Raw genomic sequence first — 15,944 nt, 5'->3', positions numbered from 1 at the left:
CGCCAGCCGCGCCACCTTCACTTTTCCTGCACATTCAGACGAATATGCAGTTCGCGCAACTGCTTTGGGGTTGCTTCCGAAGGAGCCCCCATCAGGATGTCCTCGGCCCGCTGGTTCATCGGGAACAGGGCGACCTCGCGCAGGTTCTGCTCGCCGGCCAGCAGCATGACGATGCGGTCGACGCCCGCCGCCATACCGCCATGGGGCGGCGCGCCATATTGGAAGGCGCGATACATGCCGCCGAAGCGCTCGATTACCGCTTCTTCGCCATAGCCGGCGATCTCGAAGGCCTTCACCATCGCGTCCGGCTTGTGGTTGCGGATGCCGCCGGAAGCAAGTTCGAAGCCGTTGCAGGCGATGTCGTACTGGAAGGCCTTGAGCGTCAGTGGATCCTGGCTCTGCAGCGCTTCGAGGCCGCCCTGCGGCATGGAGAAGGGGTTGTGCGAGAAATCGACCTTCTTGTCGTCCTCGTTCCACTCGTACATCGGGAAGTCAACGATCCAGGCGAATTCGAAGCGGCTCTCGTCGATCAGCTTGAGATCGGTACCGACCTTGGTACGCGCCATGCCGGCGAACTTGTAGAACTTATCCGGTGCACCCGCCACGAAGAAGGCCGCGTCGCCAGCCGTGAGACCGAGCTGGATGCGGATCGCCTCGGCCCGCTCCGGTCCGATGTTGTTGGCGATCGGCCCGCGCGCGCCGACGCCCGTCGCGCCAGGGCTTGCCTGCTGCGTGGTCTCGTCCTTGGCCTTGTCGAAGAACAGAATGTAACCGAGGCCCGGCTGCCCCTCGCTCTGGGCCCAGGAATTCATGCGGTCGGCGAAGGTGCGCTGGCCACCGCCAGGCCCGGGGATGGCCCAGACCTGGTTGGCAGGATCTTCGAGCAGGCGCGCGAAGACCTTGAAGCCGGAGCCGCGATAATGCTCGGAGACATCCTGCATCACCAGCGGGTTGCGCAGGTCCGGCTTGTCCGAACCATATTTGCGAATTGCCTCGGCATAGGGAATGCGCGGCCAGCCCCTGGTGACCGTCTTGCCCTTGCCGAACTCCTCGAAGATACCGGTGATCACCGGTTCGATGGTGTTGAACACGTCTTCCTGCGTGACGAAGCTCATTTCGAGGTCGAGCTGGTAGAACTCGCCCGGCAGGCGGTCGGCACGCGGGTCCTCGTCGCGGAAGCAGGGCGCGATCTGAAAATAGCGGTCGAAGCCGGCCATCATCAGGAGCTGCTTATATTGCTGCGGCGCCTGCGGCAGGGCATAGAACTTGCCGGGATGGATGCGCGAGGGCACCAGGAAGTCACGCGCGCCTTCCGGCGAGGAAGCCGTGAGGATCGGCGTCTGGAACTCGTTGAAGCCGGCCGTCTGCATGCGCTGGCGCATCGAGTTGATGACCTTGCCGCGCAGCATGATGTTGTTGTGGATGCGCTCGCGCCGCAGATCGAGGAAGCGATATTTGAGGCGCGTCTCCTCGGGATAGTCCTGCTCGCCGAACACCGGCAGCGGCAGCTCCGCCGCCTGTCCGAGCACCTCGATCTCCTTGACATAGACCTCGACGAGGCCCGTCGGCATTTCCGGATTCTCGGTGCCTTCCGGGCGCTTGCGGGCATCGCCGTCGATGCGCACCACCCATTCCGCACGCAGCGTCTCGGCAGTCTTGAAGGCCGGAGAATCGGGGTCGACCACGCATTGGGTCAGGCCGTAGTGGTCGCGCAGATCGATGAAGAGCAGGCCGCCATGGTCACGGATGCGATGGCACCAGCCGGAGAGCCTCACATCCTGCCCGACATGGTCGGGGCGAAGATCAGCGCAGGTGTGGGAGCGGTAACGGTGCATCGAAGTGTCTTTCCGGGTCATGTTTTCGGCCATAGACCCCAACGCCCCCATCACAGTCAAGGCTCGCGGAAGAATTCGCGGCCGCTGGTAAGACATGCGGTGTGAAATCCCCGAGCATACGCCTTGTTATCAAGGGGTTGTGTGCGACCCAACCTTGCGTTGGCGCTTGTGCTGGTCGATAAGCATGATTATGCCACAATCTTCATCCGCGCCTGTTCCAATCCTGACCACAACCGAAGCGCTGGCTGCAGCCTGCAGCCGCTTTGCTGAGCATGACTTCGTGACCGTCGACACCGAATTCCTGCGCGAGACGACTTTCTGGCCGAAACTTTGCGTCGTGCAGGTGGCCAGCCGCGAGGAAGCCGTCGTCATCGACGCGCTGGCCGAAGGGCTCGATCTCGCTCCCCTCTTCGACCTGCTGCGCAACGAGAAGGTACTGAAGGTCTTCCACGCCGCCCGCCAGGACATCGAGATCGTCTGGCACCTCGCCGGCTTCATTCCCACCCCGATCTTCGACACGCAGGTTGCCGCCATGGTGCTCGGCTATGGCGATTCCATCGCCTATGACCAGTTGGTGCAGCGTGTCACCAGCACCCATATCGACAAGTCCTCGCGCTTCACGGACTGGTCGAAACGCCCCCTCACCCCGGCGCAGGTGAGCTATGCCGTCTCGGACGTGACGCATCTGCGCGATGTCTATCTAAAGCTCGCGAGCCAGTTGGAGAAGCGCAAGCGCACGCATTGGGTGCTCGACGAGATGTCGGTGCTCACGTCGCCCGACACCTACCGCCAGGCACCCGAGGATGCCTGGCGCCGTGTCGGCGGACGGATGCGCAAGCCGCGCGACATTGCGGTGCTGATCGAGGCAGCCGCCTGGCGCGAACGCGAGGCGCAGCTCAAGAACGTGCCGCGCTCGCGCGTGCTCAAGGACGATGCCCTCACCGAGGTTGCCCTGCAGGCACCCGACACGCCCGAGAAGCTTGCCTCCATCCGCATGATCCCCAAGGGATGGGAGCGTTCGCGCCCCGGCCTCGACCTGATCGATGCGGTCAAGGCCGGCCTGGCACGCGATCCCTCCAGCCTACCGCGTGTCGCCCCTCCCCGCGTCGCCAGCAATGGCGCCAGCGCCACGGTCGAGCTCCTCAAGGTGCTGCTCAAGATGGTGGCGGAAAGCCAGGGCGTCGCTGCCAAGGTGATCGCCACCACCGACGATCTCGACCTTATCGCCGACAATGACGAGGCCGATGTCGCCGCCCTCCATGGCTGGCGCCGGGAGCTCTTCGGCGAGAAGGCTTTGGCCCTCAAGCAGGGCAAGCTGGCTCTCGCGATCGAGCGGGGCAAGGTGACGACAATCAGCCGATAGCGGCAAGCCATCGGCCTGTGATACCGATACACGCAATGCTGCGGCGCAACAGATTCGCCGGCGGCAGGGCTGTGCAGGCAAGGATTTGAGGTCTTCATGAAGGTCGCGGTACTCGGCAGCGGCGTAATCGGGGTCACCTCCGCCTATTATCTCGCCAGGGCCGGGCACGAGGTGGTGGTCTATGACCGCCAGAGCGGCCCTGCTCTCGAAACCAGCTTCGCCAATGCGGGCGAGGTCTCGCCGGGCTATGCCTCGCCTTGGGCGGCGCCGGGCATTCCGCAGAAGGCGATCCGCTGGCTGCTGATGAAGCACGCCCCGCTGATCCTGCGCCCCAAGCCCGATGCGGCTATGGTCGCCTGGGTCTGGCGCATGCTGCTCAACTGCACGGCCGAGCGCTATGCCGTGAACAAGCGCCGCATGGTGCGCCTGGCCGAATACAGCCGCGACAAGCTGATCGAGCTGCGCGCCGCCACGGGCATCCGCTATGACGAGCGCATGCAGGGCACGCTGCAGCTCTTCCGCACGCAGAAGCAGCTCGACGGTATCGGCAAGGATGTTGAGGTGCTCAAGCGCGACGGCGTGCCCTTCGAGGTCCTCGATCCGGAGGGCTGCGTCGCCGCCGAGCCAGCTCTGGCCAAGGTGCGGGAGCTGATCCGCGGCGGCCTGCGCCTGCCCAATGACGAGACTGGCGACTGCTACAAATTCACGGTGGTCCTCACCGATCTCGCGAGGGAACTCGGCGTCGAGTTCAAATATGATACGCAGGTTCAGCAGTTGCGCTTCACGCCCGACCGCATCGAAGGCGTGCAGACCGCCAGCGGCCTCGAAACGGCCGATATCTATATCGTCGCCTTCGGCAGCTATACCCCGGCCTTCGTCAAGCCGCTCGGCTTGCAGGTGCCGGTTTATCCGGTGAAGGGCTATTCGCTCACCATCCCGATCGTCGACGAAAGCCGGGCGCCGGTCTCCACCATCATGGACGAGACCTACAAGATCGCGATCACGCGTCTGGGCGACCGCATCCGCGTCGGCGGCATGGCGGAGATCTCCGGCTTCAGCAAGGATCTGCCACCGCCGCGCCGCGATACGCTGGCCCAATCGGTGACCGATCTCTTCGGTGGCGCCGGCAATCTGGAAGCCGCCACCTTCTGGTCGGGCCTGCGCCCGATGACGCCGGATGGCACGCCGGTCATCGGCAAGACGAGCTACAAGAACCTCCTGCTCAACACCGGTCACGGCACGCTGGGCTGGACCATGGCCTGCGGCTCGGCCCAGGTGATCGCGGATATCGCCAGCGACAGGACGCCGGATATCGAGGTGGGCGACCTCGCGCTGAGCCGGTATGGCTGAGACTCAGCCGCCGCCCTCGGGATCCTCGACCCAGCCGATCCAGTCTTCGAGATAGCTTGCGACAATGCCGGTTGCCGTCCTCGCGGCCATATCTGCCGGCAAGCCGCGCTTTTCGACCAGCCACTGCGCCGTCTGCTTTTCCGCCGCGGGGATCGCTGCGATGAGCCTCGTACGGTCGCTCCTCGGCCAGACCTTGCCGTTGTTCCAACTCTGGATCCGTTTCACCACCTTCTTCAAGCGCTCCGGACCATTGGTGGCGAAGTCCTGCGGTTGCACCGACATTTGGAGTTCGCTCGTGGCAATGGCTGCGAAATGCCCGTGTACCATGGAACCGGCATCGCGCATCAAGACCTCCTGAGGCGCCGAGAACGCGTCGCTGATGGTCTTCCAGGCTGGCTGGGTGAACAGACCGTCGCGAGGCGAGCAATAAGGCGCGCCCGAATCCATCGACGAGCCGTAGAGCTCACCGAAAGCCTTGTAGGCAAGCTCGGGATGTTGCTTGAACAGGAAGCTCTGAGGACATTCCACCACCATGCTGTCCTGATTGTTTTGGATGAGCAGGCGCAGCAGCATGATGAGCCCCGCGTCCTTGTGCGGATCATCCTCGCCGGTCAGCATCTCCTGGCCGCTCTGCAGGCTGGCGACAGCCCGATCGATCGCCTTGTCGCCTTCCTCCCTGGTCACCCCGCTGGCCGGTTCGAAGCGTGCGAGATAGGCAAGCCAGCCGGCGGCCCGGCCGTCATCTCCCAGAGCCCGCAGCTTGTCCGCCGCACGCTTCGGATCGCCCGGGATCGAGGCAACGATCATATCGAAGGCGAGGTTGCGGGTCTCGTCCTTGAGGAAGCCAGTCCGCGAATCCATCTGCTTGCGAAGGCAATCGATCACCTCCTGGTTCTGCTCATAGACCTCGCAACTGCTGCGTCCTTTGAGCCACCCGCGCTGCTCGGCCTTGATCGACGAAGCCGTGTCGGCCGGCGCGCCGGATAGAAGCTTGCCATATAGATCGGCGATGGTCCTATCCACCTCGGCAAGATGCGGATCGCCACATATCGACTTTTCGACAGGAGTGGCGGCCTTCGTACAATCGAAAGAAGCTTGAGACGATGTCTCGCCGGCTCGCGCTGAGATCGCAATCATCGCCAGAATGACACCGGCTAACAACGAAGCCGCTCTCGTCATGTGTTGCTCCTAAGGCCGACTTCGACAGTAGAGGCGCTGTTGCCTTCATTGTCGGCCAGGGCGAAGCTGTATCATACCAAGAGATAGCGATTTGTGGTGTTCGACACCATGCGAGGATGTGGTGCCTGGGATTGTAGGCCTATTCCGCCGCAGCGACTTCCGCCGAATCGATGATCCGGACCAGAGGCTCGCGGCCAATCAGGCGGCCGAGCGCTCTCATGCGGGTGGCCAGGCGTTCGCCGGCCAGGCCTTCCAGATCGCGCGGCACGTCGAGCAGCAGCTTGCCGTGGCTGACATGGAGCGGCGCGCGCGGCAGCACGCCGGGCATCGAGGCCGTCAGGATGTAGGCCACCCGCATCAGTCCGCCGAGGATGCGCGCCCGATCGAGGATTCGGGTCGTCGCGATCTCGCGGATGCGTGCAGAAAGCTGCTCGTCGTTCAGGCCAACATGGCGGAAGAAATTCGCCACTGCCATGTAGGCGCGGCCGCGATGGTCGATGCCCACAAAGGCGGCGTTGGCGATGATGTTGAGGCTCTGCTCGCCCCGATAGTCGGGATGGGCGCGCCAGCCGATATCCGCCACCAGGCAGGCCGCATGGCGCTGGCGCCGTTCGTCGGCCGTCTCGTCGATATTGGTCGACGACATGAAGCGATCGCCCCAGCGCAGCAGCTCCTCGCCGTGTTGAGGCGAGCGGGAGCGCAGGATGTTGAGTTCGCGCGCCGCCGAGATCAGCGGATCGAGCTTGCGGTCTTCCTCATTGAGCAGCGTATAGAGCAACCCCTCGCGCACGCCGAGCGCGGAAATCACCACATCCTTCGGCTTGCCGATCTTGATGATCTCGGCGAGCAGCGCCGCGCCATAGGCCAGCAGGGGCAGGCGGCCGACAGAGACGGTCTCATTGCCGATCAGCGTGGTGTTGTCGACCCGCATGATCAGCTTGCAGAAGTCGAGCATCTCCCTCGCCGGCACGCTATAGCCGTGCATGATGTGCAAGGGATAGCCCATCTGGATCATGTGCAGCTTGGCGAGTGAGCGCCAGGTGCCGCCAACGGCATAGAAGGTACGCTCCTTGAGGCCTCGCAACGGCTCGGCCTTTTCGAGCTTCTCCTGCGCGATCTTGGCGGCCTTGCGGATGTTCTGGCCGGAGGCATCCTGCAAAGCGAGGCCGCCCAGCGGCGTCGTCATGCCCGCGCCGGCGCGATGGCCGTGCACGTCGATCAGTTCGAGCGAACCGCCGCCCATGTCGCCAACCACGCCGTCAGGCATGTGGAAACCGGAGATGACGCCAAAGGCTGATAGCCGCGCCTCGCGCTTGCCCGATAGCACCTCGATCGGGGCGCGGCAGATCTGTGTCGCCCTGGCGATGAACTCCTCGCCATCATCGGCATCGCGGGCCGCGGCGGTCGCCAGGACATAGAGATCCTTCACACCCATGGTGTCGCAGAGGGCGCGGAAACGCACCAGCGCCGCATAGGCCTTGGCGACGGCAGTCGGATCGAGACGCTTCGTCGTCATGATGCCCCGACCGAGGCCGGCCAGGACCTTCTCGTTGAAGATCGCGGTGGGACTGCGCGTCAACCCCTCATAGACGACGAGGCGGACGGAGTTCGACCCGATGTCGATGGTGGCGATCGGCGGTCCCTGGAAGATGCGTCCTTGCGCAAAACCAGGTTGGCCGGGCTTCGGCGCCGAATTTCCCGAAGGTTTCGTCTGGGTTGCCGCAGGGGCCAGCATATCAGCGTCGGCGGCTAAGGAGAGTTCGGGGAGAATTGTGTTCAAGAGATTTGCCTCGTCCCGATAGGCTGGGATTTGTCATGAAATATTTGTGCGCGTTGAACGGCTCTTCATCCGGTAATGGGACTATGCGTTCCGCAGACCCGTCGGGCAAGATGCGCCAGCTCTGTTGGTTGTCGATAAGATTGGCGATCATGATCTGATCCAGCACCTGTTCGTGTACTGTCGGATTCAGAATTGGGCAGAGTGCCTCGACACGGCGATCCAGATTGCGCTCCATCATGTCAGCGGAGGAGATATAGATCACCGCCTTCTGGTGTGGCAGGCCGTGACCGCCACCGAAGGCATAGATGCGGCCATGTTCGAGGAAACGGCCGACGATCGACTTGACCCGGATATTGTCGGAAAGGCCGGGAACCCCGGGCCTCAGGCAGCAGATGCCGCGCACCACCAGATCGACCTGCACGCCGGCCTGGCTCGCCGCATAGAACGCGTCGACGATCATCGGATCGACGAGCGCATTGCATTTGAACCAGATGGCGGCCGGGCGCCCTGCCTTGGCATGTTCGATCTCGGCGGCGATGTGGTCGAGGATGCGCTGCTTCAGCGACACTGGCGAGACCGCCATGCGCTCCAGCGCCGCCGGCTCGGCATAGCCCGTGATGAAGTTGAAGATGCGCGAGACATCACGCGCGATCACCGGGTCGGCGGTGAAGAAGGAGAGGTCCGTGTAGATGCGCGCCGTGATCGGGTGATAATTGCCGGTGCCAACATGGCAATAGGAGACGAGCTGGCCCATCTCGCGCCGCACCACCAGTGAGAGCTTGGCGTGGGTCTTCAGCTCGATGAAGCCGAACACCACCTGCACGCCGGCTCGTTCAAGGTCGCGCGCCCAGCGGATATTGGCCTCCTCGTCGAAGCGCGCCTTGAGCTCCACCAACGCGGTAACCGATTTGCCGGCTTCGGCCGCCTCCGCCAGCGCCTTGACGATCGGGCTGTTGGACGAGGTTCGGTAAAGCGTCTGCTTGATGGCGACGACATTGGGATCACGCGCCGCCTGGTTGAGGAAGGCCACCACCACGTCGAAGGATTCATAGGGGTGATGCACCACGATGTCCTTCTGCCGGATGGCGGCGAAGGCGTCGGAACCGTGGTCGCGGATGCGCTCGGGCGAGCGTGGCGTATAGGGCTTGAACTTCAGATCGGGCCGGTCTAGCGCCACCAGCTGCGAGAGCTCGTTGAGCGCCAGCATGCCCTCGACCTTGAAGACGGCATCATCGGCGACGTCCAGCTCCTCGGTGACGAACTGGCGAATGCCTTCTGCCATGCTCGACTCGATCTCGAGCCGGATCACCACGCCGCGCCGGCGCTGCTTCAAAGCTGTCTCGAACAGAAGCACGAGATCTTCCGCCTCTTCCTCGACTTCAAGGTCGGAGTCGCGGATGACGCGGAACGAACCTTGCCCCTTCACGGTGTAGCCTGGAAACAGCTTGCCGATAAACAGCACCGCGAGATTTTCCAGCGTGATGTAGCGCGCGGCCCCGGTCTCGGCGAAATCCGGCAGGCGGATGAAGCGCTCGACCTTGTTGGGGGCGCGGATGAGGGCGTTCAGCACGCGGCCATCGCTCACGCGCTTGAGCTGCAGGGCGATGGTGAAGCCGAGATTGGGAATGAAGGGGAACGGGTGCGCCGGATCGACCGCCAGCGGGGTGAGGATCGGGAAGATATAGCTGAGGAAATAGTCGTCGAGCCAGGTGCGCTCGGCCTTCGAGAGGTCCCTCGGCTCGGTGATCACGAGGCCTTCGAGCAGGAGATCGTCGCGCAGCTCGGTCCAGCGCTTCTGCTGGTCGGAAGCCAGCCGCGAGACGCCCTCGCCGATCTTCACGAGCTGCTCGGCGGGCGACAGCCCGTCGGGGCTGCGGGCGGTGACACCCTCGCGAACCTGGCCGATCAGGCCGGCGACGCGCACCATGAAGAATTCGTCGAGATTGTTGGCCGAGATCGACAGGAAGCGCAGTTGCTCCAGCAGCGGGTGACTCTTGTTGGACGCCTCCTCGAGCACCCGGCGGTTGAATTGCAGCCAGGACAGCTCGCGATTGATGAAGCGGTCCGGGCTGGTGCGCAGCGTGATGGCGTTCTCGATCGCGACCTCGCGTTGCTCCTCCTGCGTCTCCTCGGTCCGCATCGCACTTTCCTCTGCCGATTCTGTCTGGCTGATCATCGCCCGCGCCGTTCGCTCTCGCTCTACGCCGCCTTTGTGACAGTTCTGTCACAAATGGAACGGCCGAAGAGTCACTCGCTTTCATCGGGTTGTGCAAGAACTTCCTTGAGAAGTTCACCGGCCAGTGCCCTGGTGATGCGCCGCCCCCGCGACAGGCCCTCCCGGTCGAGCACGGCCACGACCTGGCGCGCGGCATCGAAGGAACGCTCGATACGCCTGACCAGGAAATCGACCACGCTGGTGTCGACCACGAGCTGGCGATCGAGGAACAACTTCACCAGCAGCATGCGGAAGAGATCGTCATCCGGGGTGTCGATGGTGAGCACCGTCATGGCGCGCAGGCGCGAGATGAGATCGGGCAGGCCGAGGCCCCAGCGATCGGGAGCTTCATGCGCCGTGATCAGCAAGGAAGCACCAGCCTCGCCCACCAGGTTGAGCAGATGGAACAGCGCCGTCTCGTCGATACCAGCCTGGGCATCCTCAAGCACGACGGCGCCTCGCGCCACCAGTTCCGGCACGGCCTCGTCGCCGAGCAGCCCGGCCGGCATGATCACGGCCTTGGCGGCTTCCGACCAGATCGCGGCGAGATGGCTCTTGCCGGAGCCGGTCGGCCCGATCAGCAGCGCACGCCTGGCCGGCCAGTCGGGCCAGCGCTCGATGAAGGCGTAGGCGCCTTCGTTGGAAGGCGAGACAAGGAAGTCCTCGCGGCTGAATGAGGTCAGCGGCGGTAGGTCGAGCGCCAATTGCCGAGGAAGGGTCATCGCGGAGAGTCCGGCGGCGTCGGCGGGGCGACATGTCCAGCAGAGACGTGGCCGGTATAATAGGAGCTGGCGAGGTAGCGGCCAAGCGCGAAGCGAACGAGCACGCCGATGGCGGCGGCGACCGGCACGGCCACGAGCAGGCCGATGAAGCCGAACAGGCTGCCGGCCGCGAGCAGCGAGAACATCAGCCAGACGGGATGCAGCCCGACCGACCCGCCCACCAGCCTTGGCGAGAGCACATAGCCTTCCAGGACCTGGCCGAGGCCGAAGATGATGGCGACATAGACGGGCAGATGCCAGTCCGGCCAGACCTGCACCAGCGCCACCGCGAGCGTGACGACGAAGCCGAGGATCGAGCCGACATAGGGAATGAAGGAGGCGAGCCCGGTGCACAGGCCGATAAGGAAGCCGAAGCTGACGCCGGCGAAGGTCAGGCAGGAACCATAGAACAGGCCGAGCAGCACGCAGACCGTGGCCTGCCCGCGCACGAAGCCGGCGATCGCCCGGTCGACATCGCGGAAGATGCCCCGTATCGGCTCGGCATGGTCGCGCGGCAGCCAGCTGTCGACCCGGGCGATCATGCCATCCCAGTCGAGCAGGATGTAGAAAGCCACCACCGGGGTGACGATCAGCGCGCTGGCCACCCCGATCACGGCCTGCCCGCCGGACCAGATCGAGGAGAGGACCGAGGAGAGGAAGGTGCCGAGCAAGGCAGCCCCCTGCCCGACATAGTCGCCGAGAGACTTCTGGATGTTCTGGATGCGATCGCCCACCAGGCTGCCGAGCCAGCCCTGGTTGAGCTGGGCCAGGATACGCTGGAGGGAAGCGACATAGCTCGGCAGGCGCTCGCGCAGGCCGTTGAACTGGTCGCCCAGCACCGGCACCAGCAGCAGGATAGCCAGGACGAGGATGAAGATGAAGCAGAGCAGGATCACCGAAGCCGCCGCCCAGCGGGGCAGGCCCAGGCGCTCCAGCCTGTCGGCGATGGGATCGAGGAAATAGGCGATCGCCAGCCCGCCCACGAAGGGGAACAGCATGCCCTGCAGCAGCCAGATCAGCGCGATGAACAGCGCCAGCGCACCCAGCCAGAAATAGATCTGCCGTTGAAAGCTCATACCCACACTCCCGGAACCTTCAACTCGATCAGCTCGCCATATGGTTGAGCCACTGGCGCAGATAGGCGGCAGCGGAGGCAATGGTCAAGACCGCGACGATCGCACTGCCCGCCTCGATGAGGAACGGAAAGGGCCAGCCCGTCCCCTTGGCGAACAGCACGAGCACGACGAAAACAATCTGCGTCGCCGTGTTGAGCTTGGAGAGCTGCGAGGGGGCGATCGTCATCGGCTGCTCCATGACCCAGGACACCAGCACCGCGCCAATGATCATCAGGTCTCGGAAGACGGCGAGGATCACCAGCCAGAGCGGCACGACGCCGACGATGCCGAGCGTCACGAAGATCGAGACCAGCAGTGCCTTGTCCGCCAGGGGATCGAGAACCGCGCCCAGTTTGCTGCGCATGTCGAAGCGCTTGGCGATGTAGCCGTCGATGCCATCCGACACGCCCGCGACCAGGAAAGCGACGAAGGCCCAGCCCCAGGCGCCCGCTCCGATGCACCACACCGCCAGCGGTACCAGGCAGAATCGGAAGATGGTGATGAGGTTGGGTATGGTCATCCTGGGAGCGCGGACACCTTGCTGGGAGCGCGGACGTCTCGTCCGCTCTTGAAACGATGAGCGTTGAGAATAGAGCGCGACCTTGTTTTCGTCACTCCAACGTAGCGAACCGACGTTCCGAGCGGGCGACAAAGCCTCAGACATTCATGTACCCGCACCGTTTCAAGAGCGGACGAAACGTCCGCGCTCCCAGGCTACAGCACCACCACTGTCGCGCCGACGTCGACCCGGTTGTAGAGATCCATCACATCCGGATCAGCCATGCGGATGCATCCCGACGACACCGCCTTGCCGATGGAGTTCGGCTCATTGGTGCCATGGATGCGGTACAGCGTGTCGCCGAGATAGAGCGCCCTCGCCCCCAGCGGGTTGTTGAGGCCGCCATCCATATGATCGGGCAATTCGGGACGGCGGGCGATCATTTCCTTGGGCGGCGCCCAGTCCGGCCATTCGCGCTTGCGGCTGATGGTCTGCGTGCCCTTCCAGGAAAAGCCCTCCTTGCCGACGCCGATGCCGTATTTAAGCGCGGAATTTCCGTCCTCCAGTACGTAATAGAGACGGCGCTCCTGCGTGGAGATCACGATCGTGCCCGCCGCGTAGCCTGAGAACGGCACGACGGTGCGCTTGATCGGCGACTTCAGCAGGGCGGCCTGCTCGTCATCCTTGACGCCGGAATCCAGATTGGGCGCCATCTGGTTGGGATCGATCGAAGCATCCTCTTGCTGCTTGGGCCGACGCTGGGGCTGGAAGTTGCCGTCCTCGTCGCCATAGTAGCCGTTGGGATCGTTGCGATAATCGTAGGAATCATCGAGCTGACGATCCGAGCGATAGTCGGGCGGCGGCTCCCGCCAATAATGCGACCCGCGCGGCTGGTAGTAGCCGTCGTCCCCGCCATCATCGGGGATGTCGACATATCCGCGGGGATAGCCCCATTCCTGAGCCTGTGCCGCACCACCCAGTGCCAGCAGTGCGACAAGGGGCAGTAGCAGCTTTGTCCTGATCGTCATCGTGCAATCCATACTTACCGGAACAACGCCCGGTTGGCCTTACGTCAGCAAGGCAGAATGCAGACACATTCTTGGAGACCGCGGGCGTAATTGTGGCAAAGGCAGCGGCACAAAGCCGCTAATTTTTAAGGGCTTGTTCACCAAGGGTTCAGGGTGGCTCGCTTGTACCACCAAGACCGCTTGGCTCCTGCCAGCCAACGCCTGCGCTATTTCCCGGTGAACTTGTTGTTCTTCGGGAAGCCCTTGGGCGGCAGGCGACCGGCATCGGCGCGGTTGCCGGTCCATTCCACCAGATCCGTCACCGTCCAGGTGCGGTCGGAGGAATCGGTCCAGGTCAGGCCCTGCGCCTTGTCGAAGACGCGGATATCGGACAGGCCACCATCCTTATATTTCTGCAGGCGCACGCCCCTGCCCCGCGACATCTCGGTGACCTGGTGCAGCGGGAAGACCAGCAACTTCCGGTTCTCGCCGATCACCGCCACCATATCGCCGGCAGCCGGTACGACGACCTTCGCCTCGGCGGGCGCGTCGACATTGAGCACGGACTTGCCCTTGCGGGTGTTGGCGAGGATGTCATCCTCTAGCACCACGAAACCACGTCCGTCGCTGGCCGCAATCAGGAGCTTGCGTCCGCCCTGATAGGCAAAGACGTCGAGGACGTCGGCGCCCTCGTCGATGTCGACCATCAGGCGGATGGGCTCGCCCATGCTGCGCCCGCCCGGCAGCTTGGAGGCTTCGAGCGTGTAGACCTTGCCGTTGGTGGTGACGACGAGGAGTCTGGCCGTCGTCTCGGTCTGGAAGCCGAGCTTGAGCCGATCGTCCGCCTTGAAGCTGAGCGCGGAGAGATCGCCCAGATGTCCCTTCATGGCCCTGATCCAGCCTTTTTCCGAAACGATCACGGTGATCGGCTCGCGCTCGACCATCGCAGCCGTCACGGTGGACAGGTCGATATTGCCGGCCTTCGACGCATCGATCTCCGTGCGGCGCTTGCCGAGCGGCGTATCGGGCCCGTATTTCTTGGCGACTTCGCCGATCTGCCAGCCCACCGTCTTCCACTGCAGCGCCTCGGAGCCGAGGAGCTTTTCGATGCCCGCCTTCTCCTTGGCAAGTTCGTCATGCTCGCGTTTGAGCTCCATCTCCTCGAGCTTGCGCAGGTTGCGCAGGCGCATGTTGAGGATGGCCTCGGCCTGGACGTCGGTGAGATCGAACGCCCTGATCAACTCGTCCTTGGGCTCATCCTCGAAGCGGATGATGCGGATCACCTCGTCGAGATTGAGATAGGCAATGATATAGCCGGCCAGTACCTCCATGCGCCTTTCGACGGCGGCAAGGCGGTGCTTGGAGCGGCGGACCAGCACGACGCGACGATGGCTGAGCCATTGCTGCAGCGCCTCGCCGAGCGAAAGCACGCGCGGCACCTGGCCGTCGACCAGCACATTCATGTTGAGCGGAATGCGGCTCTCGAGTTCGGAGAGCTTGAACACCGATTCCATCAGCACGGCTTCGTCGACATTGCGCGACTTCGGCTCGATGACGACGCGCACATCTTCGGCCGACTCATCTCGGATGTCGCCGACCAGCGGCAGCTTGCGCTCTTCCAGCAGCTCGGCGAGCTTCTCGATCAGGCGGCTCTTCTGGACGAGCCACGGGATCTCGGTGACGACGATCACCCAGGTGCCTCGGCCGAGATCCTCCTTGTGCCAGCGGGCGCGCACGCGGAAGCCGCCGCGGCCCGTGCGATAGCTCTCTTCGATCGAACCCGCGCTTTCGATGCAGATGCCGCCGGTGGGAAAATCCGGTCCCTTCACGAACTGGAGGAGATCGGCGGTGGAAGCCTTCGGATTCTCGATAAGATGCAACGCCGCCTGGCAGAGCTCATAGGCATTGTGCGGCGGGATCGAGGTTGCCATGCCCACCGCGATGCCCTGTGCGCCATTGGCGAGCAGGTTCGGGAAGGCGCCGGGCATCACCACCGGCTCCTCGTCCTCGCCATTATAGGTGGCGCGGAAATCCACCGCGTCCTCGTTGATCCCTTCCAGGATCAGCATGGCGGTTTCGGTCAGGCGGGCTTCGGTGTAGCGGTAGGCAGCGGCGTTATCGCCATCGATATTGCCGAAATTGCCCTGCCCGTCGACAAGCGGGTAGCGCTGGGCGAAATTCTGGGCAAGGCGCACCAGCGCGTCATAGACCGCCTGGTCGCCATGGGGGTGGAACTTACCGATGACGTCGCCGACGACGCGGGCGCATTTCTTGAAGGCCTGGTCGGGGTCGAGCCGCAGGAGGCGCATCGCATGCAGGATGCGCCGGTGCACCGGCTTCAGGCCGTCGCGGGCATCCGGCAAGGCGCGGCCCATGATGGTGGAAAGCGCATAGGCAAGGTAGCGCTCTTCCAGCGCATCGCGCAGGTTGACCGCCTCAATCCCATCGCCCGCCGGCAGGTCGTCCGTTTCATCCATGCGGTTGACTTACAAAAAAGTGGTGATTCGGGGCAAGTCTCAGGCCCTGAGACAGTTGTGGACCATGGATGAGACTTGGATGAGGCCAGGATTGACAAGCCTCGGCAGGGCGTCCTTGATTGATAAGCTCGTCCTCATCTCAGGCTTTGCCTGCGGTGGTTGTAGCGAGCCGGAAGGCTTGCATCCTCCTCCTTTTACTCAGCCAAAATGGCTCCCGCCTAAGCCCTATTCATGGTCCACAACCCCCTGAAGGCGCACGTCAAAGCAAGCTGATCACGTGCTATTGTGGATAGGTGAAGGCGATGCCACCATTTCGACAAGGCCGGGGCGTTTCATACCTAGCGGAAGGCCTCTTGTTCTTTT

11 protein-coding genes are annotated in these 15,944 nt (G+C 63.6%); 2 read left to right on the top strand and 9 right to left on the bottom strand.

All coding sequences use genetic code 11. The annotated features are described in order from the left end of the window. Window positions 1–17 precede the first annotated feature (17 nt). On the bottom strand, window positions 18–1,835 hold the full coding sequence (aspS, locus tag QQL24_RS08645) for an aspartate--tRNA ligase (RefSeq protein ID WP_284311883.1): 1,818 nt from the start codon (window positions 1,833–1,835) through the stop codon (window positions 18–20). A gap of 190 nt (window positions 1,836–2,025) precedes the next feature. Here aspS and rnd point away from each other — a divergent pair, with 190 nt between their 5' ends. Next, on the top strand, window positions 2,026–3,198 hold the full coding sequence (gene rnd / locus QQL24_RS08640) for a ribonuclease D (RefSeq protein ID WP_284311575.1): 1,173 nt from the start codon (window positions 2,026–2,028) through the stop codon (window positions 3,196–3,198). Between the two features lie 96 nt (window positions 3,199–3,294). After that, the gene (locus tag QQL24_RS08635; protein WP_284311574.1) at window positions 3,295–4,548 is read left to right on the top strand and encodes a D-amino acid dehydrogenase; all 1,254 of its coding nucleotides are present in this window, start codon (window positions 3,295–3,297) and stop codon (window positions 4,546–4,548) included. Between the two features lie 3 nt (window positions 4,549–4,551). Here QQL24_RS08635 and QQL24_RS08630 read toward each other — a convergent pair whose 3' ends face one another. From QQL24_RS08630 to parC, 8 genes are all read right to left on the bottom strand, one after another. Continuing rightward, window positions 4,552–5,727, bottom strand: coding sequence for a lysozyme inhibitor LprI family protein (locus QQL24_RS08630; RefSeq protein WP_284311573.1), 1,176 nt, complete (start codon window positions 5,725–5,727; stop codon window positions 4,552–4,554). Between the two features lie 139 nt (window positions 5,728–5,866). Continuing rightward, window positions 5,867–7,462: a Ppx/GppA phosphatase family protein gene (locus QQL24_RS08625; protein WP_431310663.1), complete on the bottom strand. Its 1,596-nt coding sequence runs from the start codon at window positions 7,460–7,462 to the stop codon at window positions 5,867–5,869. 1 nt (window position 7,463) lies between these two features. Next, the gene (locus tag QQL24_RS08620; protein ID WP_284311571.1) at window positions 7,464–9,647 is read right to left on the bottom strand and encodes an RNA degradosome polyphosphate kinase; all 2,184 of its coding nucleotides are present in this window, start codon (window positions 9,645–9,647) and stop codon (window positions 7,464–7,466) included. A gap of 107 nt (window positions 9,648–9,754) precedes the next feature. Next, the gene (locus tag QQL24_RS08615; RefSeq protein ID WP_284311570.1) at window positions 9,755–10,444 is read right to left on the bottom strand and encodes a P-loop NTPase family protein; all 690 of its coding nucleotides are present in this window, start codon (window positions 10,442–10,444) and stop codon (window positions 9,755–9,757) included. Then, window positions 10,441–11,559: an AI-2E family transporter gene (locus tag QQL24_RS08610; protein ID WP_284311569.1), complete on the bottom strand. Its 1,119-nt coding sequence runs from the start codon at window positions 11,557–11,559 to the stop codon at window positions 10,441–10,443. Before QQL24_RS08610 ends, QQL24_RS08615 begins: the two co-directional genes overlap by 4 nt. A gap of 28 nt (window positions 11,560–11,587) precedes the next feature. Further along, complete coding sequence (locus QQL24_RS08605) at window positions 11,588–12,118, bottom strand: CDP-alcohol phosphatidyltransferase family protein (RefSeq protein WP_284311568.1); 531 nt, start codon at window positions 12,116–12,118, stop codon at window positions 11,588–11,590. A 194-nt stretch (window positions 12,119–12,312) separates the two neighbouring features. Further along, on the bottom strand, window positions 12,313–12,825 hold the full coding sequence (locus QQL24_RS36570) for a L,D-transpeptidase (RefSeq protein ID WP_431310662.1): 513 nt from the start codon (window positions 12,823–12,825) through the stop codon (window positions 12,313–12,315). Window positions 12,826–13,331: 506 nt separating this feature from the next. Next, complete coding sequence (gene parC, locus QQL24_RS08595; RefSeq protein WP_284311566.1) at window positions 13,332–15,581, bottom strand: DNA topoisomerase IV subunit A; 2,250 nt, start codon at window positions 15,579–15,581, stop codon at window positions 13,332–13,334. Window positions 15,582–15,944: the final 363 nt, after the last annotated feature.

This window comes from Labrys miyagiensis, from assembly GCF_030160835.1.
GTDB classification, from domain to species: Bacteria; Pseudomonadota; Alphaproteobacteria; order Rhizobiales; family Labraceae; genus Labrys; species Labrys miyagiensis.
Note: the sequence above shows the minus strand (reverse complement) of the source record. Positions and strands in the feature narration are given on the sequence as shown.

Coding starts and splice junctions, on each gene's coding strand:
- aspS (WP_284311883.1), bottom strand. CDS start 1,835: ATGCACCGTTACCGCTCCCACACCTGCGCTGATCTTCGCCCCGACCAT.
- rnd (WP_284311575.1), top strand. CDS start 2,026: ATGCCACAATCTTCATCCGCGCCTGTTCCAATCCTGACCACAACCGAA.
- QQL24_RS08635 (WP_284311574.1), top strand. CDS start 3,295: ATGAAGGTCGCGGTACTCGGCAGCGGCGTAATCGGGGTCACCTCCGCC.
- QQL24_RS08630 (WP_284311573.1), bottom strand. CDS start 5,727: ATGACGAGAGCGGCTTCGTTGTTAGCCGGTGTCATTCTGGCGATGATT.
- QQL24_RS08625 (WP_431310663.1), bottom strand. CDS start 7,462: ATGCTGGCCCCTGCGGCAACCCAGACGAAACCTTCGGGAAATTCGGCG.
- QQL24_RS08620 (WP_284311571.1), bottom strand. CDS start 9,647: ATGCGGACCGAGGAGACGCAGGAGGAGCAACGCGAGGTCGCGATCGAG.
- QQL24_RS08615 (WP_284311570.1), bottom strand. CDS start 10,444: ATGACCCTTCCTCGGCAATTGGCGCTCGACCTACCGCCGCTGACCTCA.
- QQL24_RS08610 (WP_284311569.1), bottom strand. CDS start 11,559: ATGAGCTTTCAACGGCAGATCTATTTCTGGCTGGGTGCGCTGGCGCTG.
- QQL24_RS08605 (WP_284311568.1), bottom strand. CDS start 12,118: ATGACCATACCCAACCTCATCACCATCTTCCGATTCTGCCTGGTACCG.
- parC (WP_284311566.1), bottom strand. CDS start 15,581: ATGGATGAAACGGACGACCTGCCGGCGGGCGATGGGATTGAGGCGGTC.